Source organism: Marinicellulosiphila megalodicopiae (assembly GCF_045862395.1).
In the GTDB taxonomy this organism is placed as follows: domain Bacteria; phylum Pseudomonadota; class Gammaproteobacteria; order Pseudomonadales; family Natronospirillaceae; genus Marinicellulosiphila; species Marinicellulosiphila megalodicopiae.
In genome coordinates this window covers 3,757,508-3,780,918 of sequence record NZ_AP023087.1, presented here as the reverse complement: position 1 = coordinate 3,780,918, position 23,411 = coordinate 3,757,508, and the positions used below count along the sequence as shown (strand labels likewise).

Below are 23,411 nucleotides of genomic sequence, written 5' to 3'. Positions count from 1 at the left end.
ACTTTTAACAGCAAATAACACTCACGTAATTTTTTGAATGTTTATGGGATGAACGCTGGGTAATTTGTGCCTTTTAAATATGTATTTGTTATTGACTGTAATAAAAATAAACTAAGTGACAAAAAGCCGATGATTTATAAATTAAAAAATGAAACACTTACGATTGGTAAGTGTTTCATTCTGTTAGTGAGGGATGTTTAACGGCTTCTAGGATTTAGATTCTGAAGTGTTGATTGTGTCAATTATGTTGGGAGTTGGGAGTTGGGAGTTTTAAGCATTATAAAAAATTTTAATATTGACGCACTCTCTTAAATAATCAATGTTCCCAATTTGAATTTTGATAATATCTAAGCCAGTTCGGGTTTTTAAATCTTCAATCAATTCAGTACGAAATTCAGGTAGTAAATTGTCCACACGATCATACACAATGCGGTTTTCAATCACTTTTGGAGCTAATAGTCGACTTTCAGCTAATGCGGTTAGGGCACAAATAAATGCTGTAATGATCACGATGGATATAATTGATATAGGCGCTACTGCACAAATTAGGGCAATGGCTATGGTAATAAATAGATACGTCATATCTCGAATATCTATGGATTCTGTACGGTAGCGGAGCATTGAAAATACTGCAAATAACCCCAGTGCAAATCCAGCAGACATTTCAACGTCGTGTAATAGTGCAGTAATAATAAATACGCCATTGCCAAAAATAAAAAAACCAAATAACATTTCACGATTAGGCGAGTTTTTATAATAAATAATTCTTAATAAAATTAACGAAGCAATGATGTTTATTAGTCCAGTGTATAATATTCCAGAACTGAGTATGGTCTCAATAAAACCAGAATGGGTGGTGCTGATTGGACTCTCTGATTGACCCATTAATATTTCTTCCATTTTTACCTCTCTATGCAGCAGTTTCATTAATGCTGGTGAATTGTCGGATAACTTTTCTAAAGTTATTTTTACGTATTTTTTTATTTTCATCGGTTAATGCCATACCGATGCAATATTTACTAAACGAACTTGGTTTAATACTGAGTTCTCGCATTACACTAAAGAATAAAGATTGTCGATTCATTTTATTTTGTTTAAGTTCAAAGATAACGTAGTCACCAATTTTTTGTGTGCTACTTAATTCTGGATTTCTAAAATGCAAATTTAAATCAACCGTTAAGCGCTCAGCATTTTTTTCATCGGCAAAAGCAATACGATGATATCCACTTTTTTGAACGACGAGCAAATCCTGTGGGTGAGTGATTCCTACTTGTTTTAAAAATTCACTAGAATGCTGGATGATTTTATGGGGATTTGTATCGACTTTTATTCTGCTTTTGTGAGTGCGTTTTTTGTTGTCTTTAAACTTCACTTCTAAAAAAGATAAATCGCTATCTACATAATTTCGATACCTTACTTTAAAGCGGTTGAGTTTTCCGTTGTGATGATTTCGATAAAACATGAAGTCTTCAGTATCAAAATAAATGTTTTTGTATTCGAAAATTCGTTTTTTGTTTATTTCTAATACAGTATAGGTTTGCTCAATCGCATTAAAGATATAACCAAGTAAATGAATAGGTACAACAAATTTGGTATCTACACGATTCATTAATTCAGCTTTTTTTAAATCATGTAATTGATGAGAGTGAAAGGGGGTCAAATATTTTTCTATTTCAATTTTTTGTTTTGCAATCATTTTAAATACCGTCGTTACAGGCTGAAATGTATGCTGAAGAATCCGTATTTGCATCTAATTGAAGTTGGACACTTTCATTTCTTAGGCGAATGAATTCAGTTAATCCAACCACTTCAGATTGAGTAATAGTACCGTTTGTTACTTCAATGTCGACACTCACAGATTGTGTCAGGCTATTTTCCCAAGTACTTTCAGTATAGAACAAACTTGGGCTTTTGCTTATAAAAGGCCTAATTAAACTGCTAATTCTTGAAATATTGGCTGTCATAGAGTCTTCATTAAACTGCATATCTAAGATGGATTGTATTTGGTTGTGATATTGTGCTTTTAATGTGCTGTCTTGCAAAATAGCCTGTAATAATGGGTATAAAGTGATATCGGACTCGCTTGGTGAGTCAATAAATAAACCACTGCTGTCGCATTCGCTTGGGTAGGTGCCAAATGCTAAATTATAATCCCAAGGCAGTATTGTAAATTTACTTGTATTGACGCGTTGCTCATATAAATAATAGTCATTTGGATTGCTGCTAAAATAGTTATCTAAGCTACTTAATACGGTGTTTACGGCAAAATAAGTAATCACTTGATCTATATCAATATAATCTAACTTTGCAGTGCCTGAATTTTGATTCAAACTTGATATCATATTTAAAAAAGAAGCGCCGTAAATGGATGTGTTGATGGTTTCATCGTTATTTTTTAATTCATAGTATGATTCGTAGTCGCTGAATATATCGCTGATATAACTTAAATTGGCCTGTGTAGTTGCTTCGTATAAATCCCCAGTATTGGCCTTGTCTTCAGGAAAATGCATGTCTAGAAATTCTGAGTCGATCGCTTCAACTAAATAATATAAGCCTAGGTGCTCAACTGTGCCTTCAATATTTAAACTTAAATCAATGTAGGTTGTGCGTGGAGCAGCTAGCCCAATATCATTCATTAATTGATAGGCAAGCACTTCACGCATCATTGACGGATCTTGAAATCCATTGTGTAAATACATTTTTTTTGCACCAAATAATTTTTTGCCACTTACAAAATTATTGATGTCTAGTTTGAAATTAAAGCGATTTATACTTCTGTTACTTGAATCAAGAGATTGTAAATAATCAATTGAATCTTGGCTTTTAAATTTTAAACCGATTGAATTGAGCTTAACATCATTGTAGGTCACATCAATTTCTTGATAGTCAGCGGTGCTTGGTGAAGATAATAATGTTTGCCATTGTGTTTGAGATAATGTTAATGACATTTCAATCACCTGATCTTTAAAGAATAATTGATTCGGTACATTAATTGAATTTTTGGTAGGGTATAAAGTTTGTAATACGTCGTTTAAATATCCAAAACTAAATCCGCTTGGTGCATCACCGTCTTTCCAACTAAAACTGTCAACAGTTTGATTGTTGAAACGTAAAAATATAGTGTCTTCACTGCCTAATCCAAAAGGTAAAATTCCTGCTTCGCTGCTTCCACTAATGCTGTCAATTGTAAAATATTCTCCTGGTAATAACGTGATATCTGGAAGATTAGTAGGTTGAATACTTGTGATGTCCATTAAGGAGAAATTTTTTAGTTCCACCTTACTATTTGAAATGTTTTTTAATTCAATCCAGTCATTACCTGAAATGTTTTTTGCAACTATTTCATTTATTTTTAAATTACTTCCCATATCGCTATCTTGACTATTGCTATCTTGACTATCTGATTTAGTTTCTTGTGAGCAGCTTGATGTAAAAATAATTAATGCTGTGAAAGCAAAATATATAGTGGAGTGGGTTATTAAGTGTTTCATAAATATTCTGCACATTTGGTGATAAGTGATAAATTATATCTTGATTAAAATATTAATTCCGTGAGATCGATGTCTATTTTTCATTTATTTATCCATAAATAATGAAAGTATTGTTTGATTAATGTTAGTTTAATAAATAGTGATGTTAGTAGGGTGACAGGATACCGGTTGTTGTAATTTTTTTAGTGGTAGACTCGATTTATAAATATCTAGTTCAAAAACTATTACTGCAGTTTCACAAAATTCATTGGAGAAAAAATATGAGTTTTATCAAATTCACGACCTTATTAAGTGCGCCCATTCTGATGCTTTCTTGTATCGAGCAAAGCGCTGATAATAAAACAGTTAACCAAGCACCAAGTGCCTTTTTGATTTCAAATGTTACTGGTGATACGGTTACTTTTAGTTCTAATGCAAGTGACCCAGAAGGCGACGAATTAAATTATAATTGGAATTTTGGGGACAGCACTTATTCTAATGAAGTGAACCCTGAGCATGTTTATTCGCTTCCTGGCAGTTATACCGTAACGTTGACAGTGACTGACAGTCAAGGCAAAACTGTTGTGACTGATACAACATTTGAAGTATTGGATTCAACTCAAACTGATGATGTCACTCAAACCCAAACCCAAACCCAAACACAAAGTGAAACTCAGACCGATACAGACTCAAATACCAGTAGTGAAACTGAAACTGAAACGGATGGCACCACACAAACAGATTCGCAAACCCAGACACAAAGTGAAACGGTTACCGACACAAGTACTCAAACACAAAGTAATCTTCCTCCTATTGCAAGTTTTAATTACTCGCTAACTGCTACTACGAATACTTACCAATTTATTTCAACGTCTACGGATCCAGAACTTGTTACGTTAACCTATCAATGGCGCGACAATGGGTCATTAGTAAGCGAAGAGGCGAATCCGGTTTTGAGTTTAAATGATGATGGTTATCATACGATTAATTTAGTAGTAAGTGATGGAAACTCTACCAGTTCAAGCTCAATTCAAATTTTAATCGGTGAGGGCATTGAAACGATCCAGCCTGTCAATCTGAATTTAGATTTGCCTGTCGAATATAGTCTTAAAAATAACGGTGATATTTTAGAATTGGGTGGGAATTATGTGTCTGATTTTTACGATGACTCGACTATTGAAACCATTTCTATTGAATTTAATCAAAATGATTGGCAAGCGCAGCTTTCAAATAATTCAGAATCTGAAACATTTTTAGAGGCATCATTAACTTATCAAGGTGTCACTTACTCTCAAGTTGGAGTGCGATATCGCGGAAATACCAGTGAATCTCGTGCTGGCAATAAAAAATCATTTGCAGTAGAAATGGACTGGTTAATTGATGGGCAAGATATCGATGGGTATAACTTTTTAAAACTTAATAATGCATTTGAAGATCCATCGAATATTCGAGAGGTTTTGTATAACAATTTAATCACTGATCATGTTCCAGCCGCGAAAGGTAGTTTTGTGAGTGTCATCGTTAACGGCCAAGATTATGGTGTGTTTGCAAATGTACAAAAACTAGATAAAGACCATGTTAAAGAATGGTTTTTTGATAAAGACAGTGCTCGTTGGAGAGCAGAGTCGCCAAATGCTGGTATTGGTGGCTTTGGTGGATTTGGTGCAGGGGACTCAACGTTAAATAACAAAGGGACTCAAGGGGTGGATTATCAATCTTATTACACTTTAAAAGGCTCAACTGATGCTTTGGATCCTTGGCAAAATTTAGCAAATGCAGCGTATACAATGGGTACGGCTTCACAAGACACGTTAATTGATGATTTGAATCCCTATTTAGATATTGATGCAGCGCTTTGGTTTTTGGTTGCAGAAAATTTATTCATTGATGATGATGGGTATATAAACAAAGGGGGAATGGATTATTTTGTGTATTTAGATATTACAACGAATCGCATAATGCCAATTGAATATGATGGTAATTCCGTGATGTCAGGAAGTGTTGATGATCAAAGTACAGGAGGTGGCAGACCAGGAGGTGGGAACACAGGTGCTTGGACACCGTTTCATAATGAAAATGACACTCAATATCCATTGATGAATATCCTCCTTAGTAATCCTGATTTACGACAGCGTTATTTGGCGCATTACCGCACGTTTGTTGAAGAATCGTTTACACCAGAGTTGGTTCAAGCAAAAATTGATGAATATTATAATTTGATTAAACCTTATGTAAACACTGCAACGGTGCGAGAGTATAGCGATGCTGAATTTGAGGCGGGTATCACTGAACTGCGAGATTTATTTAATCGTCGTTATACTTACGTCAGCGAATATTCAGAAATGCTCGCGACAGGAATAGAGATATTGAGTGTCGTTGATTCAGTTGAGGGTGTTGAATCCATTCGTCCTACAGATGCTCAAGCAGTTTTAGTACAAGCAGTATTATCTGATCAAATTGGGATCGAGTCGGTTAATTTATATTATGGCGAAGGTATTGTGGGTACCTTTGAAAAAATTATCATGACAGATTTAGATAATGATAGTGTGTATGAAGCAATAATTCCTGCTCATTCTAAAGCGTCATTTGTACGATATTATGTAGAAGCGATCGCCAATGATTCAGCCTCTACTATCACTTACTCCCCAGCGGGTGCTGAACATGATGTGTATATTTATCAAGTTCAAGCAGCCAAAGACATTCAAAGTGCTGTAGTGATTAATGAGTTAATGTCCTCAAATCAAAGCATCGTTTCAGATGAGCAAGGTGAGTTTGGTGACTGGGTTGAGTTATACAATAATGCAGATCAGCCATTTGATTTAAGTGGTTATTATTTAACGGATGAAGATACCAACTTAACACGCTGGTCATTTCCCCAAGGTACAAGTATTGCTGCAAAAAGTGTTTTGGTTGTATGGCTTGATGATAAAGAGACCTTGAATACAGGGTTACATGCTAACTTTAAATTGAGTTCAAGTGGTGAAAGTTTGTATTTAGTTACACCTGAATTAAGCTTTGCTGATAGCGTCACGTTCACGCAGTCTTTAGTTGATCAAAGCTATGCGCGTACACCAAATGGTACAGGTGATTTCAGTTGGATAAATGCTCCGAGCTATAATGAGGCTAACTAATTTCAATACATATCAAGAAAACAAATGAAACTGAATAATTATTAATTAGTTTGTTAAATCTCACATATACAAAGCGCTTCGGCGCTTTTTTTTGGTTTAGTGTCCTGTAGATATTGTAAATTGCAAAAGATAGGAATAGTCTAACAAACGCTTTTATGTCAATAAACTTTAATATTCGTGTGCGAACATGAACACTTTTACATTGTGCAGAATACTATGACCATTCAAACTATCGACGAACAAGAAAAATATTACCCTAAAGAATTAAGTTGGTTATCTTTTAATCAGCGAGTATTACAAGAAGCGGGGGATAAAAATAACCCAATAATTGAACGAATCCGTTTTTTAGGGATTTATTCAAGTAATTTAGATGAATTCTATCGCGTGCGTGTTGCTGAAGTTAAGCGTGAAATTTTAATTTTAAGCAATAAAGGTGAAGCACAAAAAGCACAATTACGTAAGCATGTAATGGAAGACATCCAAAATAAAGTAGTACAACAGACTCAAGAATTCGAAGGTATCTATTTCGATATTGTGAAAGTATTAAAGCGATATAATATTTGTATCGATACTCAAAACGAATTAAGCGAATACCAAACGGATTGGGTTCGATATTATTTTAGTGACAAAGTACTCAGGCATATCGCCCCTGTTTTATTACATAATAAAGTTGATTTAGTTTCTCGATTAAATGATAACTCGACATATTTATTTGTTGCACTGCATATTGCAGACAAAGCAACAAAATATGCAGTGATTGAAGTGCCTTCTCATCAATTATCTCGTTTTGTTGTTATTCCACCATTAAAATCACGAAAACAAAAACACATCATATTATTGGATGACATTGTTAAATTATGTCTGACACAAATTTTTAAAGGGTTCGTTGAATTTGACACTATCGAATCTTACTCCTTTCAAATGACACGAGATTCTGAATATTCTATCAATGATGAAATTGATGAAAGTTACGTGGAAAAAATGTCATTGAGCATGAAACAGCGATTAAGTGCAGAGCCTGTACGAATTAACTATGATGGCAATATGCCTGACGAAATGTTGCATTATTTAAAACGACGCTTAAAGCTTTCAAATATTGATGGCATGATTCCAGGGGGGAGTTATCGTAACTTTAAAGACTTTATTGGATTTCCTAACGAGGGACGTGACTATTTAGAAAATCCGCATTTACCTGCGATCAGTACAAAAGATTTTACGGATTTTGATACGGTTTTTGATGCAATTAAACATAAAGATATTTTACTGCATTATCCTTATCATCGTTATGTGCATTTTACTGAGTTTGTAAGACAAGCCGCGTTTGACCCAAGTGTAAAACATATTCGGATCAATATTTATCGAGTGGCAAAAAATTCTCGAATTATTAATTCATTAATTGATGCGGTAGATAATGGAAAAACCGTAACGGTACTTGTTGAATTACGCGCCAGATTTGATGAAGAAAATAATATCCAATGGGCTAAAAAAATGAAAGATGCGGGTATTAAAGTGGTATTTGGTATCCCTTCTTTAAAAGTACATTGTAAATTGTGTGTGGTGTCACGCGAAGAAAAAGGAAAGATCATTCGTTACGTGCATTTTGGTACTGGTAATTTTAATGAAAAAACAGCCAAAATTTATACAGATATGAGTTTGTTTACATGCAATCAAGAGTTAGGTGAAGAAGCGGTAAACGTATTTGAATTTATTCAAGCACCATATTTGCGTCATAAATTTAAGCATTTAATTTTATCTCCGTTAAATAGCCGAGCAAAAATTTCATTGTTAATTCGTCAAGAAATTCAGCATGCTAAAGAAGGCTTAAAATCAGGTATTATTATTAAATTAAATAATTTAGTAGACACTCGATTAATTGATGAATTGTATAAAGCTAGCCAAGCGGGGGTGAAAATAAAAATGATCGTCCGTGGTATTTGCTCACTATTGCCTGGAGTAAAAGGCTTAAGTGAAAATATTTCAATTATCAGCATTGTGGATCGTTTTTTAGAGCATCCAAGAATTATGGTGTTTGAAAATAATGGTGAAAACAAAGTGTTTATTTCTTCAGCTGATTGGATGACACGTAATATGGATCATCGAGTAGAAGTCGGTTGTCCAATTTATGATCCTGATATTAAACAAAATATTTTAAATATTTTGCATATTCAATTTAAAGACACTTTAAAAGCTCGAGTAATAGATGTAGAACAAAAAAACCAATATGTGCTTCGAGGTAATCGTAAAAAGCTTCGATCTCAATTGGAAATTTATGATTATTTAAAAAAATTAGAATCAAACAAACAAAAAATGTAACTTTGAAAAAGTGAATCCTTATGAGTGAAAACAACAAAATTGTCGAGTTAGAAAGTAACGATCCTTCTAAAGCAGTAAATGTCGCCGCTTTAGATATTGGATCAAACAGCTTTCACTTAGTAGTGGCAAGAATTGTTGATGATAGTGTGCAGATTTTGCATCGAGTCAAACAAAAAGTGCGAATGGCAAATGGGTTAGATAAAAATAAAATGTTATCTGAAGAATCCATCGTAAAAGGTTTAACAGCCTTAGAAAATATCAAAGGCAATATTGATGGATTTCATCCTGATAAAATTCGCATCGTGGCAACCTATACTTTAAGAACGGCTGTAAATGCCAATGAATTTATTCATAGGGCGTTGGATATATTTCCCTTTCCTGTTGAAGTTATTTCCGGATTTGAAGAAGCGCGTTTAATTTATTCTGGTGTGGCCCACACACATCACGAACAGGGTAAACGATTAGTAATGGATATTGGTGGGGGCTCAACTGAGTTTATTATTGGTGAAGAATTTTCACCACATATTTTACGTAGCTTATCGATGGGGTGTGTGAGTTTTAATAAACGTTTTTTTGATGACGGTTATATCACGATGCAGCGTTTTCGCCGAGCCATTATGCATGCTCAATTAGCTCTTGAGCCTCACGTACAACTTTACAAAATTGTTGGTTGGGATCATTGCATTGGTACTTCTGGTTCTATTAAATCTATTTTAGCGGTGACCAAAGCAATCAGTGGTCAAGAAAATCGAACCCATATTACTTTGGAGGACTTAATTGAAATTCAAAAAAGGTGTTGTGAACTTGATCATTCTGACACATTAAATTTACCCGGTTTAAGTGACGATCGCCGGGCGGTTTTTTGTGCGGGTTTATCTATTTTAATGGCTGCATTTTATAAACTAGATATTCATAAAATGGATGTGAGTGATTCTGGGTTGCGCGATGGTGTGCTCTATGAAATGGAAGATCGTTTAAAAAATACTGATATTCGTCAACGCACAGCTGAAAGTTTGTCTTCGCGCTATAAAGTAGATACCCAACAAGCTGCTCGTGTATTACAAACTGCTAAAAATTTGTATCAACAATGTGCTGCTCAGTGGGAGATTGAATCCGATGAATTAAGTCAGATGTTAAATTGGGCGGCGTTATTGCACGAAGTTGGGTTAAATATTAATTCAAAAAAATACCATAAACATTCTGGTTATATCATTGCTAATGTGGACATGCCTGGTTTTAACCAAGAGCAACAAAAGTTTTTAGCGGAGTTATTAAATAATCAGCGTAAAAAAATCAGCACAAAAGTCATCGTTTATGAACAGTTTGATAAAAAAGCGTATTTACGTATTCTTGTGATTTTACGCTTGGCTGTTTTATTTAACGTTTCAAGGCAAGATACTTGGTTAGAAAAAGTTGAAATTACAGTAGATAAAAATGAAGTATCGTTGATTTTTGATCAAACCTGGTTTGAAAAACAGACTATTTTTCAAATGGACTTATTAAATCATATCGACCTTTTTGAAAGTGCAGGCATCAATTTAAAATTTACAGCTATATAAAGAAACTGGAAACAATCCTACATTGAGCGTTTAAAACGGAACTTTTTATAAATATTTGCTATAAGCTCAGAGGGAATTGAGCCCATTTTTGTATATTATTGCCCAATCTGTGAAATAAAGTTTGTTATTCATATGCTAAGCCAATTACAATCCTGTTCGTCTAGATAATTAACTCAATATGAGATGATTAATGATGTAATATGGTGAGGTTAGTATGCAAAAGAAAGTAATAATCGTAGAAGGCGACAAGCAATTAGCTCAAATAACGGGCTCCTATCTTGAATCACAAGGATTTCGAACACAGTTAGTGCATGATGGAATCGAAGCGATAGAATTAATTATTAAAACTCAGCCGGATCTAGTGCTTCTGGAAGCAGTGCTTCCAAGTTGTGATGGGTTTGAAGTTTGTCGCAGATTACACGGTAAGTATAGCCAGTCGATCATTTTATTTTCATCAAGAGACGATCAAATTGAGCAAATTTTGGGACTTGAATTAGGCGCTGATGATTATATTTCGAAAAGTGCCCAGCCTAGATTGATTTTGGCTCGGATTAAAGCAGTATTAAGAAGAAGCGCTAACAACCCGAAACAATCTGCTGATGTATTAAAGTTCGGTGATTTAATCATTAATAGTGGTAATCGTTCTTTAGTTGTAAAAGGTGAGCCTGTTGAAATTTCTAATCCAGAATATGAGTTGCTTTGGTATTTAGCGCAAAATGCAGGATTTGTTATGTCTCGTGAAAGTATTTTTAAAAGTTTACGCGGCATCGAATACGATGGGCAAAATCGAAAAATTGATATCACTATTTCAATGTTACGCAGTAAATTAGATACACCTAAGCGAATTAAAACAGTACGAAATGCGGGTTACTTATTCGCCGACGCTTAATCTTTGACTCGAAACATGCCTTCTTGAGCAATGGATGCTACTAATTCTTTTTGTTGATTAAAAATTTCACCCCGCACAAAACCTCTGGCGTTTTGTGCGCTAGGGCTGTCTGCAACATATAACAACCATTCATCTAAACGAAACGGACGATGAAACCAAATAGCATGGTCAAGACTTGCGATGGTAAGCTTTGGATGCAAAATCGATAAACCGTGAGGCATTAATGCCGTTTCTAAGAATCCATAATCTGAGGTATAAGCAAGCATGCATTGGTGAATTAATGGGTCATCGGGTAATTTGCTTGTTGAGCGAATCCACATATGGCGTTTTGCAATTGTATGTTTAGGGCGAAAGGGATTTTGTGATTCCACTATTCTGAATTCAATAGGTTTTGGTGATAGTATGCGCTCACGAATTTGAGGGGGGATTTCTTCTTTGTGCTGTTCATAAAGTTCGCTAATGGGGGTTAATACTTCTGGAGGTGGCACATTCGGCATACTGGTTTGATGCTCACATCCCTGTTGAAACTGTTGGAAAGAAGCCGTCATTGTTAAAATAGTGACACCTTTTTGTGTGGCTTTTACTTGGCGAACTGAAAAACTTCTGCCATCTCGTACTGCTTCTACTTCATATTCAATGGGTAAATTTACATCGCCTGGCCGTATAAAATAGGCATGCAAAGAATGCGGGTCTCGATCTTTAACGGTTTGACATGCCGCGCTTAATGCTTGAGCAATCACTTGGCCACCAAATACTTTGGGGAAGCCTAAATCTTCAGATTCACCCTTAAAATGTAACTGAGTGTTACCTAATTGTTCTAATTTGATGAGATTTACAAGTTTTGATACAGATTTCATGTTTAAAATGCTACTTTTAATAAAGTTATTACTGTTAAATTGTAGACGAATTATGTAATGTTAGTCGTCAAATGTGTACCAGTAGCATAATAATAAAGATGCTTATCACAGCCTTGAAATTTGGCTATGGAAAGAAAATAAAAACAAGTTAATATTAACGTCAAGACATGAATTACCAAGTAAGGTGAATGATATGAGTGTAAATGATTCAATGAGTAATAGAGATCTAGAGTGGAGTTTTGACTCTATTAATCAGCGCAAGAAAGCTGCTGATTTTGTCATGATTTTTGAATCCAAACTTTGTATATATTCTGCATCCATTGAGCAAATTTATACAAATTACACCATTAATTTCCCTAATGAAGATGTGGAAAAAATGGTGATACTGCCAAACCCTTATGCTTTTCATGATACGTTCCATAGTGTTTCAAATGATTGTATTCGTGATACGGGGCTTCATGTGATTCCAGGTGAAACCATTGGTAAGTCTGGTTTATATCTTGTAGTTCGATATAAAAATAAAAAAGTGCAGCCAGCACCGATTCCATTTGAGCAAGCAATTGATAAGATTTTGCAATCTCAAAATACAGCGGATCCTTTTTTACCGATATTAATAAAAGGAGATTTACGCGAATTTAACTCTGGCACGCCTTGTATGCATTTACACCGAATTAAATTAGATGAATTAACACACTTGTCTGAATTTGAGAAAAAAGGCATTCAAAATTCTATTACAGATAAATTAAAAGAATTAAAAGCCATAGCAGGTGAGGTTAGAACGACTTTTTAATGAGAGTTTGAATTTGCTGTAGTAAACTAGATTATTAATTAAAACGAGGTTGTCCTCGTTTTTTTATGTCTGTCATTTTAATCGTTTAATTTGTAATGTTGAAATCCTAAGCGGGAAAAATAGAATATTTATTAGAGAGTCATTATGTCAACCAATGCTAATTCAGCTAAACAATGGGTTTTACAAAATAAACCTGATACACAAACTATTATTGGATTCATTAAAAAATTAGAGGGTAGGCTGGAATCGATGGAGCCTGATCATCCAAGTTGGGACGGTAATGAAGAGGCTTTGGCTTATTTACAGTCCTTGCTTGAAAAAAATACAACCACGGATAATCCTAAAGTCGACGTTAATCTGGGTAATTCAACTGTGCAAGTAGATTTAGATGTCAGCTCGTTACACGATAATTCATCTGTTACAACTAATTGGGATGTGTCCTCGTTAACACCTGATGTGCAAACTAAACCAGAATTACCAGAAGATCAAAAACGTGCATTGTTTGAGCAATTAAAAAAACAAGTTCAGTAATAATGCCTGTTAATTAATAAATTAAATCTTCAAATTCACCGTAATACCAATAATGGCGCCAGTATTTTAAAACTTTATTAGGATATTTAAGTTTGCCAAGGCTGCCATTATAGCGGCCCAAAGCACGGGTTAAATTGCCTTTTTCAATTTTTAAATAATGTGCAAGAATGGTACAACCAAAACGTAAATTGGTTTGTGTATTAAATAAATTGTCTTTTGGTCGATCCAGTTCTTCAAGCCAAAAATGCATAATTTGCATATAACCTAATGCTCCTGCTGTAGATAATGCAGTGCGTTTAAATCCACTTTCAGTGTGGATAACAGCTAATACTAATTCAGGTGGAAGGTTTGCTCGAGTGGCTTCTTGGTAAACCAATTTTAAAAAATCTTGTCGTTTGTCTTCATCTGGAAAATACTTTTTGATGTTATGCTCCATAATGTTTAACCACAAAAACGCATTAAACTTCACATCCTCAGTGTGTTCTAAATTGGATTCTTTAAGGGTGTTTAATAGAGCTTGGTCTACTTCAATAGAATAAGAAATACTTGTAAATAGAAGTGCTTTGCAAAAAAAAACAGATACGAATATCTGTTTTTTTAAAAAGTAAAGGTGGCGACCTAACATCGAGTTATAGAGCCATTTCTTTTAGTTTTTTCAAAGGACGAATTTTAACCGCTGTGCTAGCAGGTTTTGCTTTGAACATTGTTTCTTCACCAGTGAATGGATTAATACCTTTGCGTGCTTTAACTGCTGGTTTTTTAACGGTTACTACTTTTAATAAACCTGGTAATGTGAATTCACCCACGCTACGTTTTTTGATGTGGCGTTCCATTAATTCACCTAATTCATCTAATACGGCCGTTACTTCTTTTTTGCTTAATTCTGTGTTTTCAGCAATTTCAGCAATGATTTGAGTTTTTGTGTATTTTTCTTTAATTGCTGTTGTTTTTTTAGTCATGATTGTTCGATCCTGAATAGTAAAGTCTAAATAATAATTCAAACCTAAGAAGTGGTACTTCTTAGTTTGATGTAAAAATAACTGAGTCGAGTATAAAGAACTGTTAAATCGAATCAAGCTATAAATAGAGTGTTTTAATTAAAAAATGCAAACTCATTTCTCAAAACGCGACTTAAGTAGAACTATTAGCTGGATTTGCTACAATTGCGACCCTTATTTTTAAAGTGGTAACGCTGTATGAAAAACCAAGATTGGATGAATCGCGATTTAGAAGTACTTTGGCATCCATGCACGCAAATGAAAGATCATGAGCAATATCCTTTAATCCCTATAAAACGCGGCAAAGGCATTTATCTTGAAGATTTTGAAGGTAATACTTATATAGACGCAATTAGCTCTTGGTGGGTAAATGCCTTTGGTCACGCCAACGAAAAAATCAACAAAGCATTAAAAAATCAGCTTGATCAAATTGAACACGCGATTTTTGCAGGGTTTACGCACCAGCCAGGTATTGAATTGGCTGAAAAACTAGTAGAAATCACCCCAAAAGGATTAGACAAAGTCTTTTATGCAGATAATGGCTCTTCAGGTATAGAGGTTGCGTTAAAGATGAGTTTTCATTTTTGGCAAAACGAAGGCGTAAAAAGCAAAACAAAATTTGTGAACTTATCAAACAGTTATCACGGTGAAACCTTAGCGGCATTGGCTGTGGGTGATGTGGCGTTATACAAAGAATCTTACGAGCCATTATTATTAAAACCGATCACTGTTCCAACACCTGATTGTTATTTAGTCGAACCCGAAAACTGGAAAGCTCATACTGAAAAGATGTTTGAGCCTATGCTACAAACATTAAAAGACAATCACGAAGAGATTTGTGCGGTGATATTAGAGCCTTTAGTGCAGTGCGCCGGTTCCATGCGTATGTATCACCCTGTCTATTTAGAATTATTACGAGAGGCATGTGACAAATACAATGTGCATTTTATAGCCGATGAAATCGCAGTAGGTTTTGGCAGAACCGGAACATTGTTTGCCTGCGAACAAGCAAGCGTCACCCCTGATATTATGTTGCTGTCCAAAGTATTAACAGGCGGTTATTTACCTTTGTGTGCGGTGATGACCACTGAAAAAATGTACAACGCATTTTATGACGATTACGCTTCATTAAAAGGGTTTTTGCATTCTCATAGTTACACAGGGAATCCATTGGCCTGTGTGGCCGCATTGGCGTGTATTGATATTTTCCAAACAGAAAATATTATTGAAAATAATAAAGCCACCGCATCGTATATTTTACAAAAAGCAGAAGCATTAAAACAAGACTCCCAAATAAAAGGCCACATTGCCGAAGTACGTCAAATGGGTATGATTACCGCAATTGAGTTAGTCAAAGACAATCAAACCAATGAAGAGTACGACTGGAAAGAACGTCGAGGTTTTGCTATTTATCAATATGCTTTAAAACATGGTTGTCTATTACGTCCATTGGGTAACGTTATTTATTTGATGCCTCCTTATATTATTACTCATGGCCAAATTGATCATTTGTTTGATGTGATGACAAAAGCCATAAAAGAGATTTTATGAAAAATCCAAGAATACATGTTGAAAGTGACATTAAAGTAGGTGAGTCATTAGCACTTGATAAAACCGCAAGCCATTATTTAGGTTCAGTATTACGCTCAAAAGAAAATGACAGCGTTAGAATTTTTAATGGAGACGGCATTGAATATCAATGCGAAGTCAGCTTTGCTAATAAAAAGAATGTGACACTCAATGTTATAAGTGTAATTGATGGCGTGAAAGAGTCACCTTTAAGTATTCATATTGGTTTAGGGATGTCTTTGGGTGATCGAATGGAATACGCCATTCAAAAAGCCTGTGAATTAGGGGTGACACAAATCACCCCTTTAACTACACAGCGAAGTGAATTAAAACTCAAAGCCGACAAACAAGAAAAGAAATTACAGCGTTGGCAACAAGTGGCGATTTCTAGTTGCGAGCAAAACGGTCGCAATGTTGTGCCTGTCATTAACTCACCAATTAGTTTTGAACAATTTATTCAAATTGAACAAGATGCTTGTAAATTGGTTTTACATCACCGTGATGCAACAGATATAAAAACCATGGAGGCTGCTTCAAATATTGTGGCGTTAATTGGGCCAGAAGGCGGGTTAACTCAAGATGAAATTGATCAGGCCATTAAACAAAACTATACGGCTATCACAATGGGACCTCGAATTTTAAGAACAGAAACTGCACCTGTTGTATTGTTGAGTGTCCTACAAACTCTGTGGGGGGATTTTTAATGTTGTATCAATTTTTTGAAAAATTAACCAAGGCGTATCCAGAAGTAGATGGAAACGTTGCACCAAATTCCTTTGTAAAATATTGCCAATATTATTCAAAGGGGATGGGGTTGCCAATTATTGTAATGTCGATATTAACGGCAGGCGTTGCTGTAATGGAAATCAGTCTTTTTGGATTTATGGGGCAATTAATTGATTGGATAGTAACCAATGATCCTGAAACGTTAATGACTGAACACAAGAATGAATTAATTTGGATGTCTATTATTTGTGTGATTGCACTGCCATTGGTGACGTTTTTACATGCTTTAATCGTACATCAAAGTTTATTGGGTAATTATCCAATGGCAATCAGATGGTTGTCTCATCGATATTTATTAAAACAAAGTTTTGAGTTTTATCAGAATGATTTTGCTGGACGTATAGCCACTAAGGTAATGCAAAATGCATTATCGATTCGCGAAGCAATTTTGAAAATGGCAAATATACTGGTTTATATCGCCACTTATTTTGTGACTATATTGGTGCTATTAGGCACAAACAGTTTGTATTTAATGTTAGTGATGATCGTTTGGTTAATTATTTATGTGGCATTGCAAATGTACTTTATTCCTAAGTTAAAAGCGATTTCAAGTAAACAAGCTGATGAGCGTTCAATCATGACTGGAAGATTAGTAGACAGCTATACAAACATCGCAACTGTAAAATTATTTTCACATACCAAGCGTGAAGAACAATACGCAAAAGAAAGCATGGATGGATTTTTACAAACTGTTTATATCCAAATGCGTTACGTCACCAGTTTAAATGTCAGCATTCAAACATTAAATTATGTTTTGGTTTTTGTCATGGCATTTTTAGGATTGTGGTTGTGGACACAAAGTTTAGTGACTGCAGGTTTATTAAGTACCGCCATTGGTTTAGCGTTAAGAATTAATGGCATGGCTCAATGGATTATGTGGGAAATCAGTGCGTTGTTTGAACATATAGGTACGATCATCGATAGCATGCGTACATTGTCAAAACCTTATTTGGTTGAAGATAAAAAAGACGCAAAAGATTTAAATGCGACGCAATGTCAAATTGATTTAAATAATGTGCAATTTAGTTACGATAAAAGTAAAGACGATGTATTAAATGGACTGAATTTATCCATAAAAGCAGGTGAAAAGATTGGTTTAATTGGGCGCTCTGGTGCAGGAAAGTCCACCATCGTAAATTTATTATTAAGATTTTACGACATCAAAAGTGGTGAGATTTTAATTGATGGGCAAAATATTAGCCAAGTAACTCAAGAAAGCCTTCGCCAAAGTATCGGTATGGTGACTCAAGATACTTCACTTTTACATCGATCTGTACGTGAAAATATTTTATATGGCTGTCCTGATGCGACTGAAGAGCAATTAATCAACGCAACCAAACAAGCCAAAGCGTTTGAATTTATTCAAGACTTAACCGACCCCTATGGCAATACTGGTTTTGATGCGCAAGTAGGCGAGCGTGGTGTCAAACTTTCAGGTGGTCAACGTCAACGTATCGCCATTGCCCGAGTATTATTAAAAAATGCCCCGATTTTAATTTTAGATGAAGCGACCTCTGCTTTAGATTCAGAAGTGGAAGTGCAAATTCAAGAATCTTTTAAAGAGTTAATGGTAAACAAAACCGTGATTGCCATTGCTCACAGATTATCAACCATTGCACAAATGGATCGATTAATTGTGTTAGATAAAGGCAAAATTGTGGAGCAGGGCACACATCAAGAATTAATTGCAAAAGATGGTATTTACGCAAAACTTTGGGCGCATCAGTCTGGCGGGTTTATTGCTGAATAGCGTTTTTAAATATTTATAACCTGCGTCATCCTCGACAGTTTTATCGTCGGGGATCCTGTTACTTAAAAGCCTCATGCGTTCTTTTGCTTTCTAATCCAAACCGACATCAAGACACACAAAATCGTCATCACAAACATCCAACTGACCATTGAAATATGGTTGTTATTAATTTGTGTTAAAGACGCCAAAGACCCAGCAACAGCACCCATACCAAATCGAGCCGCTCCAGCTAATGCAGAGGCTGACCCTGCATGTTTGCCATGTTTAGATAATAAAGCAGCTGACGCATTAGGTCCTACAAAAGGCATTAAACCAATACTTAAAACCACACCCGGAAACAAATACCATAAAATATGTTGATCAACAATTAAGCTAACGATTAAAAGGATGCTTGCTGGAATCAATCGTGCCCATATAAAAAAGTGCATAATATTTTGGTAGTCAAATCGATTTAATAATCTAGTGTTAATCCAAGAGCTTGCCATCATCGCAAGTACGTTTGCGCCAAAATAAAAGCCAAATTGTTGCGCTGAAATACCTAAAAATACTTGATATACCGATGCACTGTTGGTGATAAAAATAAACATCGGGGCTGATGAAAAACCGCCTAACAAAATATAAGCGATGGAGCGAGGTTGTTTTAATATGTGTGAGTAATTGCTATAAATTCCTTTAATATTGAACGGTTGTCTTTTTGATTTTGGGTGACTTTCTTGAATAAAGAAATAAAACCCTGCCCCAAATACAATCGCTAAAAAAGCAATCACATAAAAAATCATCTGCCAATCAAAACGTAATAAAATTAAACCCCCAATAATAGGGGCAATCATTGGCGCTATAATCACAATCATTATGAGATAACTCATGGCTTTGGCTAATTGATTGTCATTGTAATAATCTCGCACAATAGCATTTACACAAACCGCAATAGCTCCGCCACCGGCTGCTTGTAGCGCTCGTAATAGCAGTAATTGGGTAATATTTTGAATAAATACAATTAATAAACTGGCAATAATAAAAATACAAATCCCAATTAATATCACTTTACGCCTACCAAAACTGTCACTTAATGGCCCGTAAAATAATTGCGTAATGGCCGATATAAATAAAAATATTGTAATTGATAATTGCGTGATGGATTCGGATTGCGAAATATGCTCGCTGATTTGAATAATGCTTGGAATATACATATCCACAGCAAACGGCGTTAGACCAGTTAATGCACCAAGAATAAATAAAAACAAAAAAAATGGAATTGTGAGTTTAGGCATGTTTAATAAGTCGGTATACTTAGATTTTTTGTCATTCTATTAAATCAATGCTTATTTGAAATACAATGCAAAAATGATGAATGGATAATGATTATGGTGGAAATTATGTTTAAAAAGCAATGTTTAAATGGGTTGGTGTTATGTGTAAGTTTATTGTGTTTGGTAACAAATAGCTTAGCATCTCAAGAGGTTCAGTATTCAGCCATTCCTGATTGGGTGGTCTCTCATCAAATTCCTGAACTTGAGGGCTCAACTTATCCTGCGGACTATTTGTTATTTGATAAGCAGATTCAAGTTAAAAATGATGAGCAATTCGTATATTCGCGTTTGGTCTATAAATTAAATAATAACAGCGCGGTTGAACAGCTATCTGATATATTTTTAGGATTTGATCCCGCTTATGAAACGTTAAATATTCACGCCGTTGATTTAATTCGTGACGGAAAAATCATTAATCGTTTAGTGCCAGAAGATGTTAGCGTCAGTGAAGAATCATCAGAATACTTGATGCATACAGGTCGTATGCAAGCAAAATTATTATTAAAGGATATTCGTAAAGGGGACACCATTGATTATAGTTATTCAATTATGGGTAAAAATCCAGTGTTTGGTGATTATTTCGATAAAGCAATCAGCTTGCAATGGGGCGTGCCTTTAAGTGCGTTTCACTTAAATGTAATGATTGAAAAAGACCGTGAGCTTTTTTATAAAATTCATAACACCAAAGATGTATTGGTCAGTCAGCGTAGCGATAAAAAATGGAGCTATTACGAAATTAATATTGGCGCACAAGAGGCTGTTGAAGAACAAACAGAATTACCAAACTGGTTTACTCCTTATCCATTTATAGAGTTCAGTGAGTATAAAGATTGGACAGAAGTAGCAAACTGGGCGTTGGATTTATTTGATGTGACATTACAAGATGATGCATCGTTGCAAGCATTTATAAAGCAGTTGCAATCTATGGAGCAAGCCAAAGCCATAGATCAAGCGATACAATTTGTGCAAGAAGATGTTCGGTATTTAGGACTAGAGCTAGGTGAAAATTCTCATAAACCTCATCACCCTGATGAAGTGTTTAATAATCGATATGGAGATTGCAAAGACAAAGCACTTTTATTACAAACATTATTAACTTCAATTGGTGTGAAAAGTTATCCTGCATTAGTGTCCACTTATCAAGAAAATGAATTATTTAAAGCATTACCTTCTCCTGGTGTTTTTAACCATGTGATCGTTTGGATTGATTTAGATGGGGGATATTGGGTAGATGCAACCAAAACCTTACAAGGCACAAGATTAAAAAGTTTGTATCAACCCAATTATGGTGCCGCATTGTTAATTAAAGATGGCACCCAAAAATTAATTTCAGCAGAGCCTAGTACTCAAAATCGTAAAATATCCGTTCAAGAAAATATTTACTCAGGCGATTACACCTCTTCGGTTGAATTAGAACTCATCACAACTTATGAAGGTGGTTCTGCAGAATCATTTAGATATAGAGTAGAGCAAAATTCATTAAGCCAAATAGCCGATGATTTTTTAGATTATTACCGTCGTTTTTATCCAGATATTCAATTGGTTAAAGAAATCAAAGTAGAGGACGATCAGAAAAATAATATTATTGTTTTACATGAACAATATATGTTGCCTGGTTTTTGGACAATTGATGGAACTTCAAGCTCGTTTGAGGTTTACAATCAAATGATTGGTGAGTATTTAGTTAATCCAGAGCAGGTCAAACGTTTTCAACCGTTTAAACAATTTCACCCAATAACCATTGAGTATCAGACGAATTTATTTATATCTGAATGGATTGACCTTAATTGGCCAGAAACACCACAGGTGGTTGAAAATGACTATTTTAAAGTCACAAGTATTTACCAAAATGATTTACGCAAAATGTCGATGACAAGTTTATATCAATCAAAGAAAGACCACGTAGATGCAAAAGATATTCGTAACTACATGGATGATGTGGATCAAGCTGAAAATAATATTTACATTAATCAATCTATAACTAATGTCACCACCGCAAATGATTATAAAAGCGTAGAAAAAATCCTACAAAAATTAAATTCTAAACGTAAATTTCAGGAGTGAATATGACACATTCAATGATAAAGGTATCCATGATATTGTGTTTTGTAATATTGGCTTCTTGCTCATCTAGCTCAAAAAAATCTCAAGATTCAACAATGGGTGGCGCAGTAAGTGAACCACAACAAATCTCAGTTGAGCAGTTGCAAAGCGAACCAAACATTGCAAATCGTGTTGAAGAGCAATCACAGGACAGTGCACATTTAACGTATCTTAAATATCTACTCGATTTAGAAACGGATATTAATGATCAAACACTATCAGATAAATATATTAATTCTAAATCAATCAGTCGTTATATTGAAAATAGACATATTTTTGCAGACCTAAATGTATTTGAATCCAGTTATTATTCAGAAATTTTACTTTCAAAATTAAAAAATAGCGTCGAAAATTCGGATGTTTGGTATTTTGATACGGTTAAATCATTATCGCTTGATTATATAGAAACACGGTTTTTGATTTATCACGACAATGGCAACATGTCATCCATGAGTATTTACTTAGATAAGCAAAATTTAACGTTATTAGATGTATTGTTAGATGATGAATCTTTTACGTTAAGTGACAAGTTCGCCAATGCTTTTTATACTTATGAAAAACCAGTTAAGAATAGCAAGGGGTATTCAGTTTCAACAAAAACAGCGCCTAACTATTTAGCGCCAATTATGATTGACTATTACCCTGAAGAGCAAAATGAGCTGGCAACCGTGCTTACAAATATTCAAGAATCTAAGACACCTTATGAATTATTTAATCATTATAAAAAAATTGATGAAAAATTTAAAACTAAAAAATTACTTGAATTTATTGACGTAAAAGTAGCTGCAACAGACTGGTACGTTGATTGGTTAAATGAAAAATTAGCTGAAAATACTGAACTTACAAGTGCCGCTTCAGTGTTTTTTACTTTTTATTATTTAAATAACGACAAGTTTGAAACGTTTTTTAAACTGAGTGACACACAAAGTCCATATTACAAACAATCGCTTACATGGCATTATTATCAATTAATTGCAGCTAAATTAAGTGACAACCAAACTCAAGTAAATGAATCGATGTATCAAATATTGACTCGATTTGGCTCCTACGATTTTGTGTATTATATGGTGGCATTACAGTTTGTTAGAATGGATCAATTAGAATTGGCTAAAATAGTAGAGGATGCCATGCAAGATCGTTTTGATTATGCGCTGTCCACTTCTGATTTAATGACAACGACCCATGGTGAAAAATACATTCAGCGTTATAAGTAATAAATTAGGCCCTTATTCAAATGGATGAATAAGGGTTTGAATTTCTTGTTTACCACTTTTGTTAATCTGCTTTCCCTTAAATTTTCATTCGCAAAATTTAGACGCTAAGTATCAAAAAAGCAATAGAGCTTACTGGATAAT

General features: G+C 34.6%; 18 protein-coding genes. 11 read left to right on the top strand and 7 right to left on the bottom strand.

Annotated features, from left to right (window positions below):
• Nucleotides 1–270 precede the first annotated feature (270 nt).
• From TYM08_RS16300 to TYM08_RS16290, 3 genes are read right to left on the bottom strand one after another with little or no spacing between them, the layout of a single operon-like run.
• Complete coding sequence (locus tag TYM08_RS16300) at nt 271–900, bottom strand: DUF4956 domain-containing protein (protein ID WP_422380210.1); 630 nt, start codon at nt 898–900, stop codon at nt 271–273.
• 10 nt (nt 901–910) lie between these two features.
• Nucleotides 911–1,696: a polyphosphate polymerase domain-containing protein gene (locus tag TYM08_RS16295; protein ID WP_422380209.1), complete on the bottom strand. Its 786-nt coding sequence runs from the start codon at nt 1,694–1,696 to the stop codon at nt 911–913.
• Nucleotide 1,697: 1 nt separating this feature from the next.
• A complete protein-coding gene (locus TYM08_RS16290; protein WP_422380208.1) occupies nt 1,698–3,491 on the bottom strand; it encodes a CotH kinase family protein in 1,794 nt (597 codons plus the stop codon).
• 260 nt (nt 3,492–3,751) lie between these two features.
• Here TYM08_RS16290 and TYM08_RS16285 point away from each other — a divergent pair, with 260 nt between their 5' ends.
• The 4 genes from TYM08_RS16285 (at nt 3,752) to TYM08_RS16270 (ending at nt 11,362) form a co-directional block, all read left to right on the top strand.
• Nucleotides 3,752–6,601 carry a CotH kinase family protein gene (locus TYM08_RS16285; protein WP_422380207.1) on the top strand — a complete coding sequence of 950 codons (2,850 nt, stop codon included), beginning with the start codon at nt 3,752–3,754 and terminating at the stop codon, nt 6,599–6,601.
• Between the two features lie 216 nt (nt 6,602–6,817).
• The gene (ppk1, locus tag TYM08_RS16280; protein WP_422380206.1) at nt 6,818–8,914 is read left to right on the top strand and encodes a polyphosphate kinase 1; all 2,097 of its coding nucleotides are present in this window, start codon (nt 6,818–6,820) and stop codon (nt 8,912–8,914) included.
• 20 nt (nt 8,915–8,934) lie between these two features.
• On the top strand, nt 8,935–10,473 hold the full coding sequence (locus tag TYM08_RS16275; RefSeq protein ID WP_422380205.1) for an exopolyphosphatase: 1,539 nt from the start codon (nt 8,935–8,937) through the stop codon (nt 10,471–10,473).
• A 214-nt stretch (nt 10,474–10,687) separates the two neighbouring features.
• On the top strand, nt 10,688–11,362 hold the full coding sequence (locus TYM08_RS16270) for a response regulator (RefSeq protein ID WP_422380204.1): 675 nt from the start codon (nt 10,688–10,690) through the stop codon (nt 11,360–11,362).
• On the opposite strand, the gene TYM08_RS16265 is transcribed toward TYM08_RS16270, so the two are convergent.
• Nucleotides 11,359–12,219, bottom strand: a complete 861-nt coding sequence (locus tag TYM08_RS16265) for an acyl-CoA thioesterase (protein WP_422380203.1) — start codon at nt 12,217–12,219, stop codon at nt 11,359–11,361. The genes TYM08_RS16270 and TYM08_RS16265 overlap by 4 nt on opposite strands.
• 193 nt (nt 12,220–12,412) lie before the next feature.
• Here TYM08_RS16265 and TYM08_RS16260 point away from each other — a divergent pair, with 193 nt between their 5' ends.
• Together TYM08_RS16260 and TYM08_RS16255 are read left to right on the top strand one after the other, a co-directional pair.
• Complete coding sequence (locus tag TYM08_RS16260) at nt 12,413–13,009, top strand: hypothetical protein (protein ID WP_422380202.1); 597 nt, start codon at nt 12,413–12,415, stop codon at nt 13,007–13,009.
• 144 nt (nt 13,010–13,153) lie between these two features.
• Nucleotides 13,154–13,540 carry a hypothetical protein gene (locus TYM08_RS16255; protein WP_422380201.1) on the top strand — a complete coding sequence of 129 codons (387 nt, stop codon included), beginning with the start codon at nt 13,154–13,156 and terminating at the stop codon, nt 13,538–13,540.
• Nucleotides 13,541–13,553: 13 nt separating this feature from the next.
• On the opposite strand, the gene TYM08_RS16250 is transcribed toward TYM08_RS16255, so the two are convergent.
• Both TYM08_RS16250 and TYM08_RS16245 read right to left on the bottom strand, forming a co-directional pair.
• A complete protein-coding gene (locus TYM08_RS16250) occupies nt 13,554–14,165 on the bottom strand; it encodes a lytic transglycosylase domain-containing protein (protein ID WP_422380200.1) in 612 nt (203 codons plus the stop codon).
• Nucleotides 14,166–14,169: 4 nt separating this feature from the next.
• Nucleotides 14,170–14,499, bottom strand: coding sequence for an HU family DNA-binding protein (locus TYM08_RS16245; protein WP_422380199.1), 330 nt, complete (start codon nt 14,497–14,499; stop codon nt 14,170–14,172).
• A 237-nt stretch (nt 14,500–14,736) separates the two neighbouring features.
• Between TYM08_RS16245 and TYM08_RS16240 the strand changes: the two genes are divergently transcribed.
• Genes TYM08_RS16240 through TYM08_RS16230 form a run of 3 tightly spaced genes read left to right on the top strand, consistent with a single transcriptional unit; the run spans nt 14,737 to nt 18,643 of the window.
• A complete protein-coding gene (locus TYM08_RS16240; RefSeq protein WP_422380198.1) occupies nt 14,737–16,089 on the top strand; it encodes an adenosylmethionine--8-amino-7-oxononanoate transaminase in 1,353 nt (450 codons plus the stop codon).
• Nucleotides 16,086–16,811, top strand: coding sequence for a 16S rRNA (uracil(1498)-N(3))-methyltransferase (locus tag TYM08_RS16235; RefSeq protein WP_422380197.1), 726 nt, complete (start codon nt 16,086–16,088; stop codon nt 16,809–16,811). Before TYM08_RS16240 ends, TYM08_RS16235 begins: the two co-directional genes overlap by 4 nt.
• 2 nt (nt 16,812–16,813) lie before the next feature.
• The gene (locus tag TYM08_RS16230) at nt 16,814–18,643 is read left to right on the top strand and encodes an ABC transporter ATP-binding protein (RefSeq protein ID WP_422382842.1); all 1,830 of its coding nucleotides are present in this window, start codon (nt 16,814–16,816) and stop codon (nt 18,641–18,643) included.
• A gap of 71 nt (nt 18,644–18,714) precedes the next feature.
• On the opposite strand, the gene TYM08_RS16225 is transcribed toward TYM08_RS16230, so the two are convergent.
• Entirely contained in the window at nt 18,715–19,914 is a 1,200-nt protein-coding gene (locus TYM08_RS16225; protein WP_422380196.1) for a Bcr/CflA family multidrug efflux MFS transporter, read from the bottom strand.
• Nucleotides 19,915–20,019: 105 nt separating this feature from the next.
• Between TYM08_RS16225 and TYM08_RS16220 the strand changes: the two genes are divergently transcribed.
• Both TYM08_RS16220 and TYM08_RS16215 read left to right on the top strand, forming a co-directional pair.
• Complete coding sequence (locus TYM08_RS16220) at nt 20,020–22,017, top strand: DUF3857 domain-containing transglutaminase family protein (protein ID WP_422380195.1); 1,998 nt, start codon at nt 20,020–20,022, stop codon at nt 22,015–22,017.
• 2 nt (nt 22,018–22,019) lie between these two features.
• The gene (locus TYM08_RS16215) at nt 22,020–23,270 is read left to right on the top strand and encodes a hypothetical protein (protein WP_422380194.1); all 1,251 of its coding nucleotides are present in this window, start codon (nt 22,020–22,022) and stop codon (nt 23,268–23,270) included.
• Nucleotides 23,271–23,411 lie beyond the last annotated feature (141 nt).